Raw genomic sequence first — 22727 nt, forward strand, 5'->3', positions numbered from 1 at the left:
AGGTCAGCCCAGGTCGGTGTCTTGCAGGAAAGAGGTGCCGAAGTCGCCGGAGCGGAAGCGTTCGTTGCGGACGATCCTGCGGTGCAGGTCGAGGGTGGACTCGATGCCCTCCAGCACGAACATGTCGAGGGCCCGGCTGATGCGCTGCAAAGCTTCTTTGCGGTTGGCGCCGTGGGCGATCAGCTTGGCGATCATGGAATCGTAGTGGGGGGTCACCACGTAATCGGCGTAAGCCAGCGAGTCGACGCGTACTCCCGGACCTCCGGGCGGATGGTAGGCGGTGATGCGTCCCGGGCTGGGGGCGAAAGTTCGTGGGTGTTCGGCGTTGATGCGGCACTCGATGGCGTTTCCCGAAAGGGTCACCTGGTCTTGCCGGGTCTCGAGCTTCTTGCCGGCCGCGACCTCGATCTGCTCCTTGACGATGTCGACGCCCGTCACCATTTCGGTGACCGGGTGCTCGACCTGCACCCGGGTATTCATTTCGATGAAGTAGAAGCGGCCCTTCTGGTCGCGCAAAAACTCCATGGTTCCGGCGTTCTCGTATCCGATCTCGGCGACCGCCTGGCAGATCTGCCCTCCCAGCTTGTCGCGCTCCTCCTGGCTGACTACCGGGCTGGGAGATTCCTCGATCAGCTTCTGGTGACGGCGCTGGATGGAGCACTCGCGTTCGCCCAGGTGGATGGTGTTGCCGTGGGAGTCGGCCAGGACCTGGAACTCGATGTGGCGGGGATTGTCCAGGTAGCGCTCCAGGTAGACGTCGGAGTTGCCGAAGGCGGCCTTGGCCTCTGAGCGGGCCGTTTCCAGCGCTTCCAGCAATTGGCCTTTCTCGCGCACGATGCGCATGCCCCGGCCTCCGCCTCCGGCGGCGGCCTTGATGATCAGCGGCAGCCCCACCTCGTCGAGGGCCTTGAGGGCATCTTCCTTCTCGGCCAGGATTCCGCTGCCGGGGATGATGGGCAAGCCCGCCTCTTGCATGGCCTCGCGGGCCCGGGCCTTGTCGCCCATCATGCGGATGACTTTAGGAGGGGGGCCGATGAACTTGATCTCGCAGGTCTCGCAGACCTCGGCAAAATGATCGCTCTCGGCCAGGTATCCGTATCCGGGATGGATGGCGTCGACGTTGGCCACCTCGGCGGCCGAGATGATGGAGGGGATATTTAGATAGCTCTCAGAGCTGGAGGCGGGTCCGATGCAAAGAGCTTCGTCTGCGAAGCGCACGTGCAGCGAATGGCGGTCGGCCTCGGAGTAGACGGCCACGGTGGGGATGTTGAGTTCCTTGCAGGCGCAGATCACGCGCAGTGCGATCTCCCCGCGGTTGGCCACCAAAATCTTCTTGAACATGGGCTAGGTCAGGCGAATTTCAAACAACGGTTCCCCGTATTCGACAGGCTGACCGTTGTCGACCAGGACTTTCTCGATGACGCCGCTTACATCGCACTCGATCTGGTTCATGATCTTCATGGCTTCGACGATACAGAGTACGGTGCCCTCTTTGACTTTGTCATTCTCCTCCACGAAGGGATCGGCGTCGGGCTTGGGTGCGCGGTAAAACGTGCCGATGATGGGCGAAGTGAAGATGTGGATCGACTCGTCCTTTTCCGGCTCGGCGGCTTCCTCCGGCTGGGGCGCCGCCGCCTGAGGAGCCGCTGATGGGGCAGGGGACTGCGGCTGGGCAGCCATTCCCAACGACTTGCGGACGCGGATGCGCACGCCGTCGCGTTCCATCTCGAACTCTTCGATTGCCGATTGCTCGATGAGCTTAATCAGCTCTTTGATCTCGTTGGTGTCCATCCCATCTCCTCGCATCATCGGGAAAGCGCAAGGGCACATTGTGCTTTTTGACAGACTTTTAGTCAATAGCGGACGCCAATTCAGCGGTGGGGATCGGAGAGGTAGCGGTAGCCTTCTGGGGTCACCACCACGACATCCTCGATGCGGACGCCGAAGCGTCCCGGCAAATAGATGCCCGGCTCGACCGTAAAGACCATGCCCGCTTCCAGCACCTCGTCGCTGGTCTTGGAAACACGCGGGCTTTCGTGCACGTCCAGCCCCAGGCCGTGACCCAGTCCGTGGCCGAAGAAGCGGCCATAGCCGGCGGCCTCGATGTGCTCCCGGGCCGCTGCGTCCACCTGGCTGGCCTTGACTCCGGGAGCGATCCGCTGGGCGGCTTTGGCGGCGGCCCGGCGGACGATGGCGGCCACGTGGGCCTCCTCCCCGTCTCCTTGGGGAAGCAGCACCCGGGTCAGGTCGGAGTGGTAGCCGTCGCGGCGCAGCCCGAAGTCGATGAGCAACACCTCCCCTTCTTGCCAGATGCGGTCGCTGGCCGAGGCATGGGGCAGGGCCGAGCGGGGGCCGCCGGCCACGATGGTCTCGAAGGCGAACCCTTGAGCGCCGTGGCGGCGCATGGCCCGCTCGACTTCGCCGGCCATTTCGATCTCGGCCATTCCCGGCTGCAGTCTCGGCAGCACCTGATGGTAGGCGTCCTGAGCCCTGCGCAGAGCCTCCTCAATCCGTTCAACCTCTTCCGGCTCCTTGCAGCGGCGCAGACGGCCCGCCAGGTCGGGACCGGGACAAAACTCGAAAGGCAACTTCCAGGATTCCATCTGGCGCAGCCAGGCGCAGCTCATCTCTTCTTCCTCGATGCCGATGCGCAGCGTGCTCTCTTGCTGCAGTTCTTCCAGAAGGGCCTTGAGGGCGGCCTGGTAGGACGGATCAGCCAGGCGGGGACGACAGTCGTGGGCGCTCTGGCCGGCTTGCTCCAGGTAGCGGGAGTCGACCAGCAGGTGGGCCTCTCCGTTCAGACACAACGCCATTCCGGCGCTGCCCCGAAATCCGAACAGGTATTGCAGGTTCGAGAGACGGCTGATGAGGAAGCCGTCCAGTTCGCGTTTGTGAAGAAGTTGCTGAAAGCGTTGCAAGCGCATCGGGCAAAATGAAAGGGGCCGGGAGACAGTCCCGACCCCGCTGACTTCCTCCTGACTGCGGCCGGCTACTTGATGCGGACCGTAATGAAGAAGAGAATCTCGCGCGTCTCCCTCTCCAGCGACTTGGACTTGAAGAGGTTGCCCAGGACGGGGACCGAACCCAGTCCGGGAACTTTGCGGATGTCTTCGCGGTCGGTCTCGGTAAAGATGCCGCCGATGACCGTGGTACCCCCGTCGGCCACCAGGACCAGGGTCTCGGCCTGGCTGGTGAGGATGGTGGGGATGCCCAAGACGGTCTGAGAAAAATCAGGGACGTCGTTTTCCACCCGCAGGTTGAGCAGCACCGTACCTTCTTGAGTGATCTGCGGTGTCACGGTGAGCTTCAGGGCCGCTTCTTCAAAACGTACGCGGGTCGTGAAGTTCTCAGTCACCGGGATGGGGATCTTGGCACCCTGAGTAATGACGGCCTCGGCGTTGTTCTGGGCGCTCACTCGCGGCTTGGAGAGGATACGGGCGTCGCCTCGCATCTCGGCGGCCGAGATGAAAGCGTCGAGACGAAAGGTGTCGAGCAGGGTCCCTGTCGAGAAGGTCGCCGTCCCGACCGGATCGTCCAGCAGCGCGCTTGAGGTGCCTGTGCCCCGGTTTCGGGTGCCGAAGTTGCCGAACTGGATGTCGAATGCGGAGCCCAGTTCGCGGGCGAAGTTGGTGGTGGCCTCCACGATGCGGGCCTCGATCTCGACCTGCATCTCGGGGATGTCGAGGCGCTCGATCAGCGTCTCCAGCCGTTGGATGCTCCCCACCACGTCGGTGATGATCAGGGTGTTGGTGCGCGAGTCGACGTCGATGCGTCCGCGGTCGCTCAACTGCTCTTCCAGGGTGGAGGCGATGTTGGCGGCCACTGCGTAATCGAGGTGATAGAGGTCGGTGCGGGTGTCTGCGGCCAGGAAGTTGGCCCGCTTCATGGCCAGTTTGGACTCTTCTTCCTTCTGCAGGGTCGCTTTGGTGGAGATGCGCACCAGGTTTCCTTCCACCGAGCGCTCCAGTTGATTGCTGCGCAGCACGGCCTCGAAGAGCTGATCCCAGGGCACCGCCTCCATGTTGAGGGTGACGCGCCCTCCCACGTCGGGGTCGATGAGCACGTTCAAGCCGCTCACCTCCGAGATGATGCGGAAGAAGTCCACCAAGGGAATGTTGACCACCTTCATGGTGATGGGCGCCCCCTGGTAGGAGCCGCTCTCCTGAGGCGCGGCCATGCGCGCCAGGGCGGGCGCCGCTTCGGAATTCTCTCCGGCCGGGTAGGCCGCGGCCGAGCCCGCCGGAGCCAAGCTCAGGGCGACCGCCGTCAATAGGATGATGAGAAAATGGGGTTTAAAGTTCTTCATCTGGGTTGCCCCCTTGTTCTTCCACCACTTGGATATCTTGGCTGTTGAGGCGTTTGGTTACTCTCGAGACATGCTTGTTCTTGCGGGCGTCCTCCACCACGCGCCGAAAGGTGACGCGCTCTCCATTGATCTCCAGCACGTGGCCGTCGTAGAGCTTGTCACCCGGGCGGGCAAAGTAGGTGAAGTCGTCGATCCCGCGCAGCAGCGCAATGGGCTGGTCGATTCCGGCCACGATGCCTACCACGGTCACTTCGTCGACCAGCAGCCCGGGCAGTCCGGGAGGCCGTTGGGTCAAAGGCGGAGGCTCGAGCAGGTCGGCCGCGGTGTCTTGGCGCAGGGCTCTCAGGCTGATGAAGGGATCGCGCCGTCCTTTGCTGTCATAGAGCGGCATCTCCTGGCGCGGCACCGGGTCGGCCTGCTCCTGAGCGGACGCCCAGGCGGGCAGGGCGCCCAGCAGCACCAGGAAGGCGCACAGCAAAGGCCAGCGGCCCATGAGCCGGCAAGCCAGGGTAGGGAATGCTTCTCGCTTGCTAGGAGTCATCGGAAGCCTCCTGGAAGACATAAGTAGTCGCCGTGCAGGTAGCGGAAATGGTGCGGGTGGGCGTTCGCTGGTCGGCGTCCAGCGGCTTGATGGAGAGCCTCTCGACGTTGACGATGCGCTGGAAGCGCCCGATGCGCTCCAAAAAGACGCCCAGGGTGTCGAAATTGCCCTCCATCGAGAGCAGAATCGGCCAGTCTTCGTAGAAATCGCGCTGCACCGTGTCCTGGGGCGTGAAGCTGCGCAGGTGGAGTTTGGACTCGACGGCCAGTTCCTGAACCCGGCGCACCACTTCGGCGGTCTCTTTTGCGGTCGGCAGCACCCGTCGCAGGGAGGCCAGCTTTTCCTCCTGCTGGCGGATTTGCTCCTGCAATTGAGGAAGCTGAGCCTTGACCGCGCGGGCCCGCATGACCTCGGCTTCGAGCTGCTCGATTTCGCTTTCCAGCGTGGCCTGCCTGCTTTGCAACGGCGAGATGCCGTAAATGTAGATGACTACGCAGACGCCCAGAGCCAGGACGATCAGCAGCACCATCTGACGAACGTTGGAAGAATCGCTGGCCATGGTCTACTCCTTGCTCCGGCAGTTGAGTTTGAACTTGATGCTGTCCTGCTGATCTTCCCAGTACTCCAATTCGACTTCCCGGAAGACCGAACCGTCGTCGAGTTCGGCGATGAATCCGGCGATGGAGGGAACATCGAAGGCGCGGCCCTCGATGGCCACCGTGCCTTCCTGCTGGGCGAGGCTGGTCAGCCACAGCGTGGGATCGGTTGGCAGGGAGTCGAGCACGTGATTCATAAGATCGACGGGACCGCGTTGGTTGTCGCGCAAGCGCTCGATCAGCTCCACCCGCTCGTCCAGACGCCGCTTTTGTTCCTGGGCGGCCTGCAACTGTGCCGTCACCTGGGCCAGGCTGTCACGCTCGGCCCGCAGGTCGGCGGCCTGGACGCTCAGTTCGCCCACTGACGAACTGAGCAGGTAGTACCACAGGAAGACTGCGATCAACAGCACCGCTGCCGCGGCCAAAGCGATCAGATTGGTGCTGCTGACGGGACTCCCTGTGCGGCGGCGCTTCTTGCCCGCCCCGGGCTCCCTCAATAGATTGACTTTGATCATCGGTCATTCGCCGTTCGCAGGGCCAGGCCCACGGCGATGGCGAAGTCTGAAGCCATGCCGTTTAAATACTCTGGCGGGATGTCTTGTTTAACCTTGGCCACCTTCTTGAAGGGGTCCAAGAACTGAACCGGCACCTGAAAGCGCTCTTCCAAGTAGTCGCGCAAGCCCTCGGTGCGGCTGGCCCCTCCCGCGATATAGATCTCCTCGATTTCGTCCGACTGATTGGCCGACTTGAAGTAGTCGAAGGTGGTCTGGGCCTGCTGGGCCAGGTTCTCGGAAACCGAACGCAGGATCTCGGGCACCTTTTCGGCGTAGTCCTCGGGGTAGGACTCGGCCTGCTTCATTTCCTCGGCCTCTTCGATGGAGACGTTGAGTTCGCGCTGCAGGAACTCGGTGTACTGATTGCCCCCGAAGTTGATGTCGCGGGTGTAGAGGAATTCTCTGCCCCTCTGAATGTTGATGTTCATGACCGTGGCTCCGATATCGAGCACGGCGGCCACCGTGGCTTCCTGAGGGTTGTAGTTGAGGTCGTAGACGTTGTGCAGCGCGAAGGCGTCGGTGTCGACCACCGAGGCGTTCTTGCCGGCCATGGATAGGACGCTGGTGTGATCAGTGATCTTCTCCCGCTTGGCCGCCACCAAGATGACCTCTATTTTGTTGGCGTCGGGCAGCTTGCGCACGATCTGGTAGTCGACATTGACCTCCGAGATGTCGAAGGGAATGTACTGCTCGGCTTCCCATTGAATGGAGTCGTCCAACTCTTCGCGGGTCTGGGCCGGTACGGTGATCTTCTTGACGATCACGGAGTGGCCGGCGATGGAGGTGGCGATGCTGCTGTTCTTGATGCCGAGCTCTTGGAAGAGCGTGTCGATGGCCTCGGCCACCGGCAGTTTGGCGATGATGACCCCGTCGACGATCGAGTCGCCGGGAATGCGCCGGGCCCCGATCGACTTCAGTTCGTATTTCCCCTTGGCGCCGCCGGACCTCAGTTCCACGACCTTGATAGCCGAGGTGCCGATGTCGACGCCCACCAAGGATTTCGACTTGGAGCCGAGAATGTCCTTCCAGCCCATAACGATTTCCTCAACCCTCGCGGGCTTCTGGTCGTTCGCCCCGCAGGGCGTTCGGACCCCTTTACCTTGCGACTTAGAACCGCCCCACAGGGAAGGGAAGAGCCACGCGCTCTACCCGTGCGGTTCGGAACTTCAACTTACCCTCACCACTTTCAATTCTTCGGTGAGTCTCGTCACTTTCTTTAGAACCGTTGTTTCATCGGCCTTTAGGCGGTGATGAGGCTCACCTTTTTTGGGCGCCCGAGCGTCTCTCGCGGTCACGCCCTCCCTCTCTATAAACGCCGCAAGTTGTGAAATCTGCGAAGGCCGGACTCGAAAAAATCGGCTTCAACGGCCGGTTTCCATCTCCGAGTCCGAGTTCATGGCTGGTACTGCCCCTCATGCGCCACCATTTCAAAAGTGGCGGTTCGGCAGCCGAGCCCCCATTTGTCGGTGCCTTCTCCGGTCGAGCGCACTCCCTGCGCGATGCCGTGAAGCGCTCCCGAAATAGAAACGTCTTTTGAATCCTCCGAATGACGTCTCGTCTCCCTATTATAAAAATGCCCCCGACTAAAAACGGGAAAAATCTCCAAAGGGGCGTGGTTTCTCCCTCCTGACTTGACAGCGGCGGCCCCCAACCTGTATTCTCGCTGCTTCCTTTTCGGGGGATTTTGCGCCTCGGAAAAGGGTTGGGCGCGGAGAGGCCCAACCGGTTCAAATCAGGCTTTGATGAAGGATTCAGGGATAGAAGAGATGAAGACATACTTGCCGAAAGCGGACGCCATTGAACGGACCTGGTACGTGGTCGATGCCGAGGATCAGGTGCTGGGGCGTCTGGCCAGCCGTGTGGCCCACGTCCTGACGGGCAAGTCCAAGCCCGAGTACACGGATTTCCTGGATACAGGAGATTTCGTCATAGTGGTCAACGCCGGCAAGGTGCGTTTGACCGGCAACAAGTGGAACGACAAGGTCTACTACTCGCACAGCGGCCGCCCGGGAGGCTTGCGTGAAATGACGGCCAAAGAGATGCTGGCCAAGCATCCCGAGCGTCTCATTCATCTGGCCGTCAAAGGCATGCTGCCCAAGAACAAGTTGGCCAGCCGCATGCTCAAGAAGCTGAAGGTCTACAGCGAGGGCGAGCACCCCCACCAGGCCCAGCAGCCGCGGGAATTGCCGGTCTAAGGAGGAATTGCAAGTGGAGGAGAAGATTCAGTATTACGGCACCGGGAAACGCAAGAGCGCCACGGCGCGCTGCTTTCTGATGCCGGGTTCCGGCCAGTTCGTGGTCAACAAGCGGGAGTGTCAGGAATACTTCTGCAACAAGGCGCAGCAGCAGGTCGTGATGGAGCCCCTGAAACTGACCGAAACCAACGACAAGTTCGACGTCTACATCAACGTCGGCGGCGGCGGCTATTCGGCTCAGGCCGACGCGGTGCGGTTGGGTATTTCGAGGGCTTTGCAGCAGTTCGACTACGATCTGCGCGGACCTCTCAAGAAGGCCGGGTTTCTGACCCGCGACCCGCGCATCAAAGAGCGCAAGAAGTATGGACAGCCCGGAGCCCGTAAGCGGTTCCAGTTTTCAAAGAGATAACAGCGGCCGCCTTGTGGCGGAGGCTGCAGTTTCGCCCCCGGACGACGATCCGTCTGCCTTTCGCCGAAACGCCTTGGCGCTTCGGCGGTCTTCCCCGGGGATGTCGCGATCAAGGCGGATCCTGATCGACGCGCTCCGGCGCCGCGAGACTGAAGGCTTTGCTTGGCAGGCCCAAAAGCGGGAGAGTGACGCTTGAGTGCAATTTCCATAAAACAACTGCTGGAAGCCGGGGTTCATTTCGGACACCAGACCCACCGCTGGAATCCGAAGATGAAGGACTACATCTTCGGCGAGCGCAACGGCATCTACATCATCGACCTGCAGAAGACGCTGAAGGCTTTTCAGCAGGCCGTCAATTTCGTGGCCGACATGACCTCGCGGGGCAAGACTCTGCTCTTCGTCGGCACCAAGCCCCAGGCTCAGGAGGCCGTTCAGGAAGAGGCCTTGCGCTGCGGCATGTTCTATGTCAACCATCGCTGGCTGGGCGGCATGCTGACCAACTTCCAGACCATCCAGATCAGTATCAAGCGCTACAAAGAGCTGGAAGATCAGAAGGAGAGCGGCTTCTGGGACAAGCTCTCCAAGAAGGAAGTGGCCCAATTGGAGCGCGAGCGCAAGAAGCTGGAGCGCAACCTCAAGGGCATCCGTGAGATGGGCCGTCTTCCCGACGCCGTCTTCGTGGTCGACTCCAACAAAGAAGCCATCGCCGTCAAGGAAGCCAACAAGCTGGGCATCCCGGTCATCGCCATCGTCGACACCAACTGCGATCCCGACATGGTCGATTACGTGATCCCCGGCAACGACGACGCCCTGCGCTCCATCCGCCTCTTCGCCTCCACCCTGGCCGAGGCCGCATTGGCAGGCAACCAGGTTTACGAAGCCCACTTGGAGGCCAAGCGCCAGGAAGCCGAGAAGAAGGCGGCCGAAGAGGCTGCCCGCCGCAAGGCCGCGGCCGAGGCCAAAGAAGCCGCCCGCAAGGCCCGCGAGGAAGCCAAGCGCAAGAGAGAAGAGGAAGAGGCCGCCAAGGAAGCCGCCAAGAAGGCAGCCAAGAAGGAGGCCCAGGAGGCGGAGTCCGCCGAGGGTGAAGGCGAGGGCGACAAGAAAGAAAAGGCTGAAGACGCCAAGAAGAGTCCCGGCGCCAAGAAGAAGGCAAAAGCCCCTGTCAAGCTGAGAGATGCGGCCAAGCCCAAGAAAAAGGCGGCGGCCAAGAAAGAAGAGCCGGCTGAGGACAAGAAGGAGGCCGCTGCCAAGGACGAAAAGGCGGCCAAGGACGAAAAGGCTGCCAAGGACGAGAAGGCTGCCAAGGACGAAAAGGCGGCCAAGGACGAGAAGGCTGCCAAGGACGAAAAGGCGGCCAAGGACGAAAAGGCGGCCAAGGACGAAAAGGCCGAAAAGGGCAAGAAGGCCGAGGAAGCCGAGAAGGCTGACGACAAGAAAGAAGCTGCCAAGAAGGAGCCCGTCAAGGAGGAAGCCTCGAAGCAGCAAGCCGCCGAGGACAAGAAGGCTGGCGAAGAGAAGAAGGCGGCTCCCAAGAAAGAGGCGGACCAGGAGAAGGAGTCCGCCCAGGACAAGAAATCGGCCAAGGCGGAAAAAGAAGCGTCCGCGGACGAGAAAGGTGAGGAGGAATCCTCCCCGGCTTCCGCCGAGGACAAGAAAAAGGACTCTTCCAAGAAAGAGAAGAGTTCCTAGCCGCGTTTCTCCCGGGCAGGTCGTTGACCGGCGCTGCCGCGCGCAGCAGGGGGAAGGGCGCAAGCACGAAGCTTCACAGCGGGGGACGCCGGACGATTTTCGGGTTGCCGCCGTCCTTGGGAACGATTACAGTAAGGCGCGAGGTCATAGGTCTGCCTTCTTGTCGGCGGCTGCTCGGACCCGCTCGCCTTTCAATCTGAAAGAAAAGGGAGAGAGAGTCGATGGCAATAAGTGCGGCTCAGGTCAAGAAACTACGCGATCAGACCGGCGCGGGCATGATGGAGTGCAAGAAAGCGCTTCAGGAGGCCGACGGCGATATCGAGAAGGCCGTCAAGGTTCTTCGCGAGCGAGGTCTCGCGGCGGCGGAAAAGAAGGCGTCGCGCAGCACCGAAGAAGGTGTCATCGGGCAGTACATCCACGCCGGCGGCAAGCTGGGCGTGCTGGTGGAAGTCAACTGCGAGACCGATTTCGTGGCTCGGACCGACGAGTTTCAGGACTTGGTCAAGGACATCGCCATGCACATCGCGGCCTCCAATCCGCGGGTGGTCAGGCGCGACCAAGTGACCCAGGAGGACTTGGACAAAGAACGCGAAATCTACCGCAACCAGGCCGCCGCATCCGGCAAGCCGCCTGAGGTGGTGGACAAGATCGTGGAAGGCAAGATGCGGAAGTTCTACTCGGAGGTCTGCCTCTATGAGCAGCCCTTCGTCAAGGATCCCGAGAGCACGGTGGAGGACTTCATCAAATCGAAGATCGCCACCATCAAGGAGAACATCTCCGTCAGCCGCTTCGCGCGCTTCAAGGTAGGCGAAGAGTAAGCGCAGTTTCGGCCGGGGAATCCGCGTCGCCCTCCCAGGAGGAGTCGAGTGAGCATGTCTTCTGGAGTCGAAGACAAGGAAGCGGAGGCCGTCGTCGCAGATGCCCCCGTCGAATTGAAGAAACCACGCTTTAAGAGAGTACTCATCAAGCTCAGCGGCGAAGCCTTGATGGGGACCAACAATTTCGGAGTCGATTCCGAAATCGCGCGAGCGGTGGCCCGCCAGATCAAGGAGATCCATCAACTGGGGACCGAGATCGCCATCGTGGTGGGCGGGGGAAACATCATCCGCGGCGTGTCCGCGTCGGAGATGGGGTTCGATCGAGCCACCGGCGACTACATGGGCATGCTGGCCACCGTCATCAATGCCCTGGCTCTTCAGAACGCCCTGGAAAAGATCGGCATCTTTACCCGCGTCCTCAGCGCCATCGACATGCAGGAGGTGGCCGAGCCCTTCATCCGCCGCCGGGCCATCCGCCACCTGGAGAAAAAGAGGGTGGTCATCCTGGCCGCCGGCACCGGCAATCCCTACTTCTCCACCGATACCGCGGCAGCCCTCAGGGCCATGGAGATCCTGGCCGACGTCATCCTCAAGGCCACCAAAGTGGACGGAGTCTACGACTCCGATCCCCACTTGAACAAGGATGCTAAACTGTTTGAAACCCTGACTTATTTTCAAGTTCTGGAAATGGGCTTGAAGGTCATGGATACGACGGCCATCTCTTTGTGCATGGATCACAAGATGCCGATCATCGTCTTCAACCTCTACAAGGAGGGCAACATCCGGGACGCCGTCATGGGCGAGGAAGTTGGAACCATCATCAAGGCCTAGACGTCTGGAGCAGACACCCTATGATTAAGCAGGTCACCGCTGAAGCTAACTCCCGCATGAAGAAGACCATTGAGGATCTGCAGCGCGAGTTGGCCAGTATCCGTACGGGACGCGCCTCGGTTCATGTTCTCGACCAGATCCAGGTCGAATACTACGGAACGCCGACTCCCTTGAACCAGATGGCGACTCTGCACGCGCCCGAGCCCCAGTTGCTCACCGTCCAGCCCTGGGACGCCTCGCAGATCGGGGCCATCGAGAAGGCCATCCTGACCTCGGACTTGGGGCTCAACCCCTCCAACGACGGGAAGATCATCCGCATCCCCATCCCTTCTCTCACCCAGGAGCGGCGGCAGGAGCTGGCCCGTCAGATCGGCCGCATCGCCGAGGAGCACCGCACCGCCATCCGGAATATCCGCCGCGACTGCAACGACAAGCTCAAAAAGGCCCTCAAAGACAAGGAGATCTCGGAGGACGAAGAGCACTACGGTTTTGACGAGGTGCAGAAGGTGACCGACGAGTTCATCGGACAGATCAACGAGCGCGCCGAGGCCAAGGAGAAGGAGATCCTGGAGGTCTGAGGGTCAACGAGGAGGACCATGTCGGAGTGGAATAAGGACCAGGAAGGGCTTGAACGACGCACCCGCGATGAGGAATCCTCGCGGCCGGCTGATCGGCCCCGGCAAGTGGCGGTCGAAAGCGATTCGCCTGCTCCTTTCTTTGCCGAGCCCTCATCCTCGGCGGCGGAGGCTCCGGCGGCGCCTCAAGGCGCTTCCCCTTCTGCGGCTCTGAAGGAACTCCGCAGTTGGATGCGCGACATCTTCTTCGCCGCTCTGGCCGCCATCCTCATCGTCATCTTCGTGGTTCAGCCGGTCAAGGTGGAAGGCACCAGCATGGAGCCGCGCCTGGAAGACCAGGAACGCATCTTCGTCAACAAGTTCGTCTATCATTTCGCCGACATCGACCGCGGCGACATCGTGGTCTTCTGGTATCCCCGCGATCCCGCCAAGAGCTTCATCAAGCGGGTTGTGGGCTTGCCGGGGGAAGTGATGGAAATCCGTTCGGGAGTGGTCTACATCAACGGCGACCGCCTGAGCGAACCCTATGTGCCGCCCTCTTTTTTCGACTACACCTCCTACCCTCCGGAGACGGTTCCCGAGGATCATTTCTTCGTGCTGGGCGATCACCGCAACTCCAGCAACGACTCCCGCAACTGGGGCGCCGTGCCGCGGGACCACATCTTCGGCAAGGCCGTCTTCCGCTACTGGCCGGTCAGCAAACTGGGCTTGATCGAGTAGCGTCCAGCCCCTGGCCGAAGCCATCGGCGGTTGATTCAAAATGGACTTCAACGTATAGTCTTGGGGCTGCAAAGCAGCGCCAAGTTTTGAAAATCCTTGATTTGCAGTCTGCGGAGCCCCACAGCCGGTTGAGCCGATGAAGAAGCTGGAAGCCTATGTTCATCCCTTTCGCGTCAAGAAGGTCAGGAAGTCCTTGACGGGACGGGGGTTCAAGGAAGTCCACACGCTGGACGTCCATGGCCGGTCTCATCGCTCCTATGCAGAGCACGTGCGCGGCACCGAGTACAACGTCGACCTTCTGCCGCGCACCCTGGTCATTGCGTTCGTCAAGGACGAAAAGGTCGATCAGGCGGTCGATCTGATCCGCGAGGCGGCCCAAACAAGCCACGGGCCCTCCGGAAAGATCGTAATCAGCGAGGTCGAAACCGTAGTCAAGATCGGCTGACGGATTTCTTCCCGCGTCTCCCCCGCGAAAATTCAAGCATGCACTTTGTGAAAGTCATTTGGGCGGCTCTCCTGTTGAGCGCTTGGGCCGGTGTGTCTTCGCCGGCTCAGGATCGGGCCCTGCCCGCGCCTCAGTTCGACCTTTCGGGCGAAGAGTTGGCCAACGCCGGCTTCTACTCCCTATCCTGGAGCTGGCCCCAGGAACTGCAAGAAGGCCGTGAAGGCCTGCAGTTCGAAGTCCAGCAGGCAGCGCAAGCGGACTTCTCCAGCCCGCTCGTGGTCTACCGCGGCGAGGACCTGGGCACCAGCTTCAGCGGCAAGGCGGACGGAGAATTCTACTACCGCTTGCGCATCGTCTCCGAGGACGGTAACCGCGCCGGACCCTGGAGCGAGAGTTACAAAGTGGTGGTGCGCCACCATCCTCTGAGCCGCGCCCTGGGGCTGCTGACGGTGGGCGCCCTGGTCTTCCTGTCGGCCGCCGCCATCATCCTGGCCGGGCACTACCGGCAGGAAGTCCAGGCCGGCCACACCCGTTAAGGTCCCCAAGCGAGAGCCCTCATCATGACCGCCATCGACGAAGCCATCCTCTCACCCACGATTGCAGCCATCTTGTTGGCCGCCTTCAGCGTCCTGTGGGTGTTTCTGGGGTGGCTGTGGGGACGCAAGAACAAGGACCTCGACGACTACATGCTGGCCGGACGCAAGGTGGGACTGGCCCTGGGAACGGCCACCGCCATGGCCACCTGGGTCACCTCCAACACCACCATGGTGGCCCCTCAACTGGCCTACCAGATGGGCATTTGGGGCATGGTGGGCTACTCGCTGGGGTCGGTGGGACTGCTGCTTTTCGCTCCCATGGCCTCGCGCATCCGCCGCCTCATGCCCAGCGGGTACACCAGCGGAGACTTCATCCGGCTGCGTTACGGAAAGACGCCCTGGCGCATCTTCCTGGGCATCTCCATCTTCTACAGCTTCGGATGGCTGATCAGCCTGGGAATGGCCGGCGGCATCCTCATCAACGCCCTCAGCGGAATCGACTATTGGATCGGGATGACGGTCATCCTCACCATCTGCGTGGCCTACACTCTGATGGGGGGCTTGCGGGCCGTGATCGGCACCGACTTCATTCAGACCATCGTCATCGTGGTGGGAGTGGTGGCCCTGGGGTACCTGACCCTGCAGCGGGTGGGGTTCGAGGAGGTTCACCAGAACCTGGTCAGCAAGCGTCCTGAACTGCTCAACCTGCTCATGCCGGCGGCCATCATGTTCCTCTTCAACAACCTGCTTTTCGGCATGGGCGAGATCTTCCATTCCAACGTGTGGTGGAGCCGGGCCTTCGCCTTCGGAAAAGGCGTGGGATTCAAGGCCTATCTGCTGGCCGGACTCTTCTGGACGCCCATCCCCATCGCAGCCGGATTCACGGCCCTGGCGGCTCCCTCCCTCGACCTCAACGTGCCTCAAGCCGACATGGTAGCGCCCTTGATCGCCGCCCGCCTGCTGGGATCGTTGGGAGCCATACTGGTCTTCGTGGTGGTCTTTTCGGCCTTGGCCTCCAGCCTCGACTCGCTGCTGGCGGCCACCGGCGACCTGATCGTGGAAGACATCTACCACAAGCACATCCACCCCGAGGCCTCCAAGCCCACCCTGCGCCGGGCTGCCTGGGTGATTACCCTGCTGCTGGGCGTGGGCACCTGGCTGGTCTGCCTTTTCCGCCTCACGACGCTGGGCTCCTTGCTGCATTTCACGGGAGCTTTCGTGGCCAGCACCATCGGACCCATCGTCCTGGGGCTGTACTGGCGCAAAACCAATCCCTCGGCGGCCGGTTGGGCCATGTTCTTCGGCAGCCTGAGCGGCTTCGTGGCCTACTTTCAGATCGGATTCTACGTGGCCGCGCTGATCGGAGCGGCCGTATCCATGCTGGTGGTGAGTGGGGGAACGCTCATCCGACCGGGAGATTTCCGTTGGCGGGATTTGGAGGAGGAGGACATCCCCGAAGAGAGTCAAGAGGCCAAGGCGGCCTGAAAGCCGTCCGGCCGGAGGAGAGTGTGAAATGACAGCCTCAGCAGATTTCTTGAGCATCCTGGTAACGGCGGCCCTGCTGCTCAGCGCAGCGGCCCCGGTGCTGCTGTTGATATTCCTGGTGCGCGACTGGAAGAAGGACCAGCTATGGTGACCCGCAGTGACGACCTGGAGCGGCTCAAGCAGCCGGTTGAAGCCAAGGACGGCGTGGCCGGGATAGAGCGCCCCAATGCGCTTCATCAGCTTCTCGATGAAGATCCCCAGCCCCTGCTCGAAATGGCTCACCGGCACCTGGTGTCGGCACGCCAGATCAGCCGCCGGCAACTGGTTCAGTTGTGCCGGCTGGCCGCGGCTTTCGAGATGGATCCGGTGATGGAGGGCAAGCCTCTGGAGGGCAAGCTCCTGATCACAGCCTTCTACGAGCCCAGCACACGCACGCGCCTTTCCTTCGAAAGCGCCTGGCACCGTCTGGGAGGAGACGTCATTCCCATCACCGACGCGTCCACCACCGGCATCGCCAAGGGCGAGAGCCTTCGCGACGTGGCCGAGATGCTGAGCAATTATGGGGACGTGGTGGTGCTGCGCGACAGCTCCGAGGATTCCGTCGAGCGCATGGTCGAGGCTTTACGCATCCCCATTATCAACGCCGGAAACGGTATCGACGAGCACCCCACCCAGGCTCTGGCCGACCTCTACGCCATCTTCAAGTGGTGTCCTCAGTTGGCCCTGCCCGCTCAGGCCCGGGACCACAACGTGCGCATCGGCATCATCGGCACCCCCAGGCGCATGCGCACGGTGCGCAGCCTGCTGCTGCTTCTGCGCCTGATCGCAGAGGGCATCCGCGAGGTCACCATCATCAACCCGGAATCCGACCTCTTCGACCCCGGCCAACGTGAGGAACTGGAAGAAGCCGGACTGAGGATCCGCGCCAGCCGCCGGCTCAAGGACGTGCTGCCCCAACTGGACGTGGTCTACATCAACTCCATCGCCTGGATCGGGGACACTTACGAGACGCTCACGGGCGACCTCAAGCTGTCGGCCGACTCGCCCCTCAAGCCGGGCGCCATCGTGCTTCATCCGCTGGCCCGCGGGGACGAACTCGACACCGACCTCGATCCCACGCCTCACAACTGGTATTTCGCCCAGGCCCGCGGCGCGGTCTTTGTGCGCATGGCGCTTCTGACGGTGCTCATGCAGCGCGTCTACCGTGTCGCCGACGCGCCCCTGCCCACCAAAGCCAAGCCCCAATAGAAAGTCATCGAGGAACGTAGCCTTATGTGCGGTATTGCAGGAATCATTCACAACGACCGGCAAGCTCCGGTTAATCGAAAGACCCTTTTGGCCATGGCTGCCATCCAGCACCATCGCGGACCCGACGGATTCGGCGTCGAAACCATGCCTGGAGTGGGACTGGGGCACGCCCGCCTGGCCATCATCGACCTGTGCGAGTCGGGCAACCAGCCCCTGGTTTCCCGCGACGGATGCATGATGCTGACCCACAACGGCGAGTTCTACGACTTCCAGCGGCTGCGCTCGGACATGGTTTCGCGGGGCGAGAAATTTCATACCAAGAGCGACTCCGAAGTGGCCATGCACCTCTACCGCCGCTATGGACTGGCCCAGACCCTGGGGCACCTGCGCGGCGAGTTCGCTTTCGGGCTCTACGATTCCGAGGACGACCACCTGATGCTGGTGCGCGACCGCTTCGGCATCAAGCCGCTTTACTGGACCCGCACCGCCGACTCGCTGGTCTTCGGCTCCGAGATCAAGGTGCTCTTCGCTCATCCCCATGTCGAGAGGCGCCTCTCCAGCCGGGGCGTCTTCCACCAGATGATGCAGACCATCGTCCCCGGCAGCACGCCCTTTGAAGACATCCACCAGGTGCGTCCCGGACATGTGCTCAGCGTCAAAAGGCGCGACGGACGGCTGCAGGTGCGCGAGTACCCCTACTGGGACATGGAATTCCCGCCTCTCCACGAGCATGCCCAAGGGCGCAGCGAAGAGGACTGCATCGAGGCCGTGCGGGCGGGATTGCTGGAGGCGGTCCAGTTGCGCCTGGTGGCCGACGTGCCCGTGGGGTGCTATCTCTCCGGCGGCATCGACTCCTGCTCAATCCTGGGACTGGCAGCCGCCTGCCGCCAGGATCCCGTCAAAGCCTTCACCATCGGGTTCGCCAACGACGACTACGACGAGAGCGAAATCGCCAAACAGATGGCGGCTTCGGTGGAGGCCGAGCAAGACATCCTCAGGCTCGACTCCAGTCACCTTTACGACCACTTCGTGGAAACCCACTGGCACACCGAGCGCACCATCTACAACACTCTGGGCGTGGCCAAGCTGCTGATGAGCCGTCACGTCCATGAAACCGGATACAAGGTGGTGGTGACGGGCGAGGGCTCGGACGAGCTCTTCGCCGGTTACCCCAGCTTCCGGCGCGACATGTTCCTGCACGGACTGGAGCACATGCCCGAGAAGGAACGCCGGGAATGGCGGCGCATGCTCTCGCAAAGCAACCAACTGGTCAAGGGGGCCATGCTGGCCGCCGACGAATTTCACGACCAGGCCCTGGACGCCCTGTGCGGATTCACCCCGGCCTGCCTGCAGCCCTGGCTGGACGCGTCACGGCGCGTCCCCGACCTGCTCTCTCCACATCTGCGCCAGGAACTGCAGGACTACCAGCCGGGTCAGGCCATCGCCGAGGAACTGGACGAAGAACTCATCCGGGGACGGCATCCCCTCGACATCGCCCAGTACGTCTGGATCAAGACCCAGTTGGAAGGGCAGATCCTGACCTGGGGCGGAGACCGCGTCGACATGGCCAATTCGATGGAGGCGCGTCCCGCCTTCCTCGATCATCACCTGGCCGAAGAGGCGGCCCGCATCCCGCCCTCCTACCGCATCAAGGGGCGGGTCGAGAAATACGTCCTGCGCGAGGCCATGAAGGGACTGCTGCCCAAGGTTCTCTATGAACGGGAAAAGTTCGCTTTCATGGCCCCGCCCGCACACACCTCGGAGGACGAGACGGGCGCCTTCCGCAGCCTGGTCGACTCCTACCTGTCGCCCCGGGCCTTGAAAGAGAGCGGACTGCTCGACCCCAAGGGCGTGGAGGACCTCTTCAAAATCCACGATTCGCCTGAGGCCTCCCACTCCACCCTGGTTCAACTCGACGCTCTCATCAACCACATGCTGGGCGTCCAGGTGCTGCACCGGGACTTCGTGAAAGCCGACCTGCCCCGGCGCGGCCGCCGTCAGGCCCAAGAACTGGGATGGACCCTGGAGAGGGCCGACCCCCAGACCCCCGTTCCCTCCTAGCGGGAGGGATTGGGGGAGGGCCTCCCATCTTGCAGAGAGCAACCTGCCTCAAAGAACCGATGGGCAGGAGATGCTGTCCGGCTCCCCTTTTGTCTTGGCTGGCCCGTTCATGGAGGAATCAGCAAAGCGTTCGCTCGAAGCTCCGGTGGGGATCGCCGCAAGGATGCGCCTCCCACCCGCCGACAACCCTCTCCACACACCAACCCGACCGCCGGCTGAGTCGGCCCGACTCGTTCCTGGGGGAGGGCCGCCCGCCTTGCAGGGGGCAACCAGCCTCAAAGGGCCGATGGGAGACACCTACCAGACTTGCCCCCAACCGCGAGATGGACGACCGGCCAAGTCGGCCCGACTCGTACCTGGGGGAGGGCCGCCCGCCTTGCAGGGGGCAACCAGCCTCAAAGGGCCGATGGGAGACACCTGGCAGACTTGCCCCCAACCGCGAGATGGACGACCGGCCGAGTCGGCCCAACTCGTTCCTGGGGAGGGCCTCCACCTTGCAGGGGGCAACCAGCCTCAAAGGGCCGATGGGAGGCACGCCTGGTGGGAGGCGCATCCCTGCGGCGATCCCCACCGGCGTTTCAACAGCCGCAGTGCCGCCCTCGCAGCTAGTGCAGTGCGTCAGAAGTTTTGAGCCACCCTGTGGCGTTATCCCACGCTTTCAGCGTTTGCACATTTGCCGTCTGAAACCCAGGGTGGCGCCGCCGTCTCGCTTGCGCTCGCCGGGGCTGACCCTGGGCTGACGAATCGCTCGCCTTCAGCCAGCACGGACTTGACTTCTAACACAGTCGCTGGGCTGGCGAATCTGTCCCTTTCAGACAAAAAACGGCGGCCCTGGCTCAGAACTTATGACCGGCAGCACTAGCCGTTCTTCATCTCCTGCAGCGCATCAAGCGCGCGCCTTCGGGCTTCCTGGTGATCGACCATGGGCCGGGGATAGGTTTCTCCCAGCACAACCCCAGCCTCTTTGAGCGCCTCTTCCGGAGCCTCCCAGGGGCAGTGGATCCATTTCCGGGGCAGCCGGGACAGCTCCGGCACCCAGCGGCTCACGTAATCGCCCTGCGGATCATGGCGCTGGCCCTGGCTGACGGGATTGAAGATGCGGAAGTAGGGGGCGGCGTCGGCCCCGCATCCGGCCGTCCACTGCCAGCCCAGGGTGTTGTTGGCCAAATCGGCGTCCACCAGCGTGTCCCAGAACCAGCGGGCCCCCTCCAGCCAGTGGATGAGCAGGTCCTTGATCAGGAAGGAAGCAACGATCATGCGCACCCGGTTGTGCATCCAGCCGCTCCCCCACAACTCGCGCATGCCGGCGTCCACGATGGGATACCCTGTGCGGCCCCTCTGCCAGGCCCGAAGCGCTTTGGCGTCCTCCACCCAGGGGAAATGCTCGTACTGAGGACGCAGCGGCTTGCGGTCCGTGTGGGGGAAGTGAAAGAGCAGGTGGTGGGCGAACTCGCGCCAGAGGATCTGCCTGAGGAAGCCGAAAGCCCCCTTGGAGAGACTTCGGCTGTCGTCGGCTTGCTGCGCTTCTAGCACGGCATGCCAGACCTGGCGGGCTGAGATTTCTCCGTGGTGGAGGTGGGGGGAGAGCCGTGAGACGGCGGTCATGTCAGGACGGTTGCGCAGTTGGTGATAGCGGTCCAGAGCTTCACCCCGGAAGCGCGCCAGTTGAGCGGCGGCGCCCTCCTCTCCGGGAGTCCAGCGGCGCTCCAGTCCGCCGGCCCAGTCGAACCGGGGCTCCAGTCCAAGTTCCTCCAGGGGCGACGAGTCCGGCCACTGGGCGGGGGGCTTGAGATTGCCGGGCGGGGCCAGTGGAGGCTCTTCAGGGGGCAGTCGTTCCAGGAGCTGTTTGGAGAAGGGCGTGAAAACCTTGTAGGGATGGCCCTGCGCCGTCTCCACCTCCCAAGGCTCGAAAAGAAGTCCGGCCTTGAAGCTGCGGACCTCCTTTCCCTCGTCCTTGAGGGCCTGCTCGAGGCCCTTGTCGCGCTCCACCGCGGCGGGGTGGTAGAGGCGGTTCCAGTAGACGCCGTCGGCCCGGCTCTCTTGGAGGAGTTGCCTGAGCAGCGACCGGCTTTCCGATCCCTGCCGGATGATCAGCCGCGAGCCCTTGTCCCGCAACGATTCCCGCAGGCGGTCCAGGGACTTGTGCAGCCACCAGCGGGAGGCTCCTCCGGGGGCCCAGGGCTTTTCTTCATCGGGCGTCCAAAGGTAGACGGGAAGCACGGTTGAGGCCTGGCGGCAAGCCTCGCTCAAAGCGGGATTGTCCTTTAGCCTGAGATCTTTTCTCAGCCACACCAGCAGCGTCTTGCTCATCACGTCCGCCTGGGAGCCAGGCTGGAGAGCCCCCCGTCGACGGCCAAGATCTGGCCGGTGACCCAGTTGTTCTCAGGCGCCATGAAGAACTCCAGGGCGGCCGCCACCTCGTCCGGTTCACCGATGCGTCCTAAGGCGTGCATGGCCTCGGAGCCCTTGCGCAAGGCTTCGTTAGAGGTGAGTCTCTCGGTCAAAGGAGTGCGCGTCATGCCAGGGGCCACGGCGTTGACCCGGATGCCCTTTGAGGCGTAGGTGGCGGCGGCCGACAGCACCAACCCGTTGATGCCTCCCTTGGCCGCCGCGATGGCTTCGTGGTTGGCGATGCCCATGAGACTGGCCGCCGTGGAGCAAAGCACGATAGATCCTCCCGTCCTGCTCATCACCTTGACGCCGGAGCGCACGGTGGCGAAGGCCGAACCCAAATTGATACGCAGGGTCTCTTGCCACTCCTCCCAAGTGGTCAGGTGGACGGGTTTGAGCAGCAGCGTTCCCACGCAATTGGCGATGGCTTCGACACTTCCATAGTCCTTGGCCGCCTTTTTGAGAAGCCCTTCCACCTCGTCTACCTGGGTGGGATCGCACACGGCCACCTCGCATCCCAATTCCCGTGTCAGTGGCCCCAGCTTTTCCCGGTCGCGGCCGGCCAAGATGAGACATCCTTTGCGTTTGTGCAGCCGTCGGGCCAGCGCACTGCCGATGCCGCCGCTGGCGCCCAATATGACGGCCGTGAAGTTGCTGCTTTGGGCCATGTTTTCCTTTCGAACAGAGAGAGGGAGACGCAAGCTGGAGAGGGCCGGGAGATTCGAAACCGTTCCTCATGCCGCCCCGTCTCTAATGACAGGACGCGTCTCCCGGCCCCGCGGTTTCGAGAGGCGCAAAGACAACAAGTAAGAGATTGAGAGCATTGCCATGAATAAACAAGAATTGATCGAACGTCTGAACGGCGACTTGGCTGAAGAGCTGAGCGCCATTATTCAATACATCACCTACGCGGCCAAGTGCTATGGCCCCTACCGTCCTCAGCTGGCCGAGTTTTTCCTCTCCGAGGTAGCCGACGAGCAAGGACACGCCCAGTTCCTGGCCAACAAGATCGTGGCCCTGGGCGGAGAGCCCACAACCGAGCCCTCCCCCGTCAAGAAGGCCGAGGGCAATCGCGAAATGCTGGAAGCGGTCCATGAAGCTGAAGAGCGCGCCATCGCCTCCTACAATCAGCGCGCCAAAGATGCCGAAGCCTACGGCGACAAGGGACTGGTCGTGCAGCTCGAAGACATGATCAGGGACGAAACCGAGCATTCTGAAGAGACGGCGCGCATACTTCGCGACTGGCCGCTTTAGCTGACGCAACTGCCAACTCCCAAGGCTCCCCAGGACCAACTCCCGAGGACCAACTCCCAAAAGGTCGGGTTGC

At 62.3% G+C, this 22727-nt stretch carries 23 protein-coding genes and 1 pseudogene; 14 read left to right on the plus strand and 10 right to left on the minus strand.

Going from position 1 to position 22727, the window contains the following annotated elements:
- Positions 1-3: 3 nt before the first annotated feature.
- The 8 genes from accC to pilM form a co-directional block, all read right to left on the minus strand.
- Positions 4-1341 (minus strand): acetyl-CoA carboxylase biotin carboxylase subunit, encoded by a 1338-nt coding sequence (accC, locus tag VLU25_04020; protein HSR67084.1) that lies wholly within the window; start codon positions 1339-1341, stop codon positions 4-6.
- Positions 1342-1344: 3 nt separating this feature from the next.
- A complete protein-coding gene (accB, locus tag VLU25_04025; protein HSR67085.1) occupies positions 1345-1791 on the minus strand; it encodes an acetyl-CoA carboxylase biotin carboxyl carrier protein in 447 nt (148 codons plus the stop codon).
- Between the two features lie 80 nt (positions 1792-1871).
- The gene (locus VLU25_04030) at positions 1872-2924 is read right to left on the minus strand and encodes an aminopeptidase P family protein (GenBank protein ID HSR67086.1); all 1053 of its coding nucleotides are present in this window, start codon (positions 2922-2924) and stop codon (positions 1872-1874) included.
- 65 nt (positions 2925-2989) lie between these two features.
- Entirely contained in the window at positions 2990-4306 is a 1317-nt protein-coding gene (gene pilQ, locus VLU25_04035; protein HSR67087.1) for a type IV pilus secretin PilQ, read from the minus strand.
- The gene (locus tag VLU25_04040; GenBank protein ID HSR67088.1) at positions 4293-4847 is read right to left on the minus strand and encodes a pilus assembly protein PilP; all 555 of its coding nucleotides are present in this window, start codon (positions 4845-4847) and stop codon (positions 4293-4295) included. Before VLU25_04040 ends, pilQ begins: the two co-directional genes overlap by 14 nt.
- On the minus strand, positions 4837-5406 hold the full coding sequence (gene pilO / locus VLU25_04045) for a type 4a pilus biogenesis protein PilO (protein HSR67089.1): 570 nt from the start codon (positions 5404-5406) through the stop codon (positions 4837-4839). The genes VLU25_04040 and pilO overlap by 11 nt, the downstream gene beginning before the upstream one ends.
- A 3-nt stretch (positions 5407-5409) precedes the next feature.
- Positions 5410-5958, minus strand: coding sequence for a PilN domain-containing protein (locus VLU25_04050; protein ID HSR67090.1), 549 nt, complete (start codon positions 5956-5958; stop codon positions 5410-5412).
- On the minus strand, positions 5955-7031 hold the full coding sequence (gene pilM / locus VLU25_04055; protein HSR67091.1) for a type IV pilus assembly protein PilM: 1077 nt from the start codon (positions 7029-7031) through the stop codon (positions 5955-5957). The genes VLU25_04050 and pilM overlap by 4 nt, the downstream gene beginning before the upstream one ends.
- A gap of 732 nt (positions 7032-7763) precedes the next feature.
- Between pilM and rplM the strand changes: the two genes are divergently transcribed.
- The 13 genes and pseudogenes from rplM (at position 7764) to asnB (ending at position 19009) form a co-directional block, all read left to right on the plus strand.
- The gene (rplM, locus tag VLU25_04060; protein ID HSR67092.1) at positions 7764-8192 is read left to right on the plus strand and encodes a 50S ribosomal protein L13; all 429 of its coding nucleotides are present in this window, start codon (positions 7764-7766) and stop codon (positions 8190-8192) included.
- A 13-nt stretch (positions 8193-8205) separates the two neighbouring features.
- Positions 8206-8601, plus strand: a complete 396-nt coding sequence (gene rpsI / locus VLU25_04065) for a 30S ribosomal protein S9 (protein ID HSR67093.1) — start codon at positions 8206-8208, stop codon at positions 8599-8601.
- Between the two features lie 192 nt (positions 8602-8793).
- Positions 8794-9474 (plus strand): annotated as a pseudogene (gene rpsB / locus VLU25_04070) (30S ribosomal protein S2).
- Positions 9475-10511: 1037 nt separating this feature from the next.
- Positions 10512-11108, plus strand: coding sequence for a translation elongation factor Ts (gene tsf / locus VLU25_04075; protein ID HSR67094.1), 597 nt, complete (start codon positions 10512-10514; stop codon positions 11106-11108).
- A gap of 114 nt (positions 11109-11222) precedes the next feature.
- Positions 11223-11939 carry a UMP kinase gene (pyrH, locus tag VLU25_04080; protein ID HSR67095.1) on the plus strand — a complete coding sequence of 239 codons (717 nt, stop codon included), beginning with the start codon at positions 11223-11225 and terminating at the stop codon, positions 11937-11939.
- A 56-nt stretch (positions 11940-11995) separates the two neighbouring features.
- A complete protein-coding gene (gene frr, locus VLU25_04085) occupies positions 11996-12517 on the plus strand; it encodes a ribosome recycling factor (protein HSR67096.1) in 522 nt (173 codons plus the stop codon).
- A gap of 18 nt (positions 12518-12535) precedes the next feature.
- Complete coding sequence (gene lepB, locus VLU25_04090; GenBank protein ID HSR67097.1) at positions 12536-13234, plus strand: signal peptidase I; 699 nt, start codon at positions 12536-12538, stop codon at positions 13232-13234.
- Between the two features lie 136 nt (positions 13235-13370).
- On the plus strand, positions 13371-13679 hold the full coding sequence (locus tag VLU25_04095; GenBank protein HSR67098.1) for a P-II family nitrogen regulator: 309 nt from the start codon (positions 13371-13373) through the stop codon (positions 13677-13679).
- Positions 13680-13717: 38 nt separating this feature from the next.
- Entirely contained in the window at positions 13718-14215 is a 498-nt protein-coding gene (locus tag VLU25_04100; protein ID HSR67099.1) for a fibronectin type III domain-containing protein, read from the plus strand.
- A 24-nt stretch (positions 14216-14239) separates the two neighbouring features.
- Positions 14240-15700: a sodium:solute symporter family protein gene (locus tag VLU25_04105; GenBank protein HSR67100.1), complete on the plus strand. Its 1461-nt coding sequence runs from the start codon at positions 14240-14242 to the stop codon at positions 15698-15700.
- 28 nt (positions 15701-15728) lie between these two features.
- Positions 15729-15851, plus strand: coding sequence for a hypothetical protein (locus tag VLU25_04110; protein ID HSR67101.1), 123 nt, complete (start codon positions 15729-15731; stop codon positions 15849-15851).
- Positions 15845-16948, plus strand: coding sequence for an aspartate carbamoyltransferase (locus VLU25_04115; GenBank protein ID HSR67102.1), 1104 nt, complete (start codon positions 15845-15847; stop codon positions 16946-16948). Before VLU25_04110 ends, VLU25_04115 begins: the two co-directional genes overlap by 7 nt.
- A 24-nt stretch (positions 16949-16972) precedes the next feature.
- The gene (gene asnB / locus VLU25_04120) at positions 16973-19009 is read left to right on the plus strand and encodes an asparagine synthase (glutamine-hydrolyzing) (GenBank protein ID HSR67103.1); all 2037 of its coding nucleotides are present in this window, start codon (positions 16973-16975) and stop codon (positions 19007-19009) included.
- Between the two features lie 858 nt (positions 19010-19867).
- Here asnB and VLU25_04125 read toward each other — a convergent pair.
- Together VLU25_04125 and VLU25_04130 are read right to left on the minus strand one after the other, a co-directional pair.
- A complete protein-coding gene (locus tag VLU25_04125; protein HSR67104.1) occupies positions 19868-21319 on the minus strand; it encodes a deoxyribodipyrimidine photo-lyase in 1452 nt (483 codons plus the stop codon).
- Positions 21319-22068, minus strand: a complete 750-nt coding sequence (locus VLU25_04130) for an SDR family oxidoreductase (GenBank protein ID HSR67105.1) — start codon at positions 22066-22068, stop codon at positions 21319-21321. Before VLU25_04130 ends, VLU25_04125 begins: the two co-directional genes overlap by 1 nt.
- Positions 22069-22228: 160 nt before the next feature.
- Between VLU25_04130 and VLU25_04135 the strand changes: the two genes are divergently transcribed.
- Complete coding sequence (locus tag VLU25_04135) at positions 22229-22654, plus strand: ferritin-like domain-containing protein (GenBank protein ID HSR67106.1); 426 nt, start codon at positions 22229-22231, stop codon at positions 22652-22654.
- Positions 22655-22727 lie beyond the last annotated feature (73 nt).

The organism is Acidobacteriota bacterium (genome assembly GCA_035471785.1).
GTDB lineage: Bacteria > Acidobacteriota > UBA6911 > RPQK01 > DATIPO01 > JANQFM01.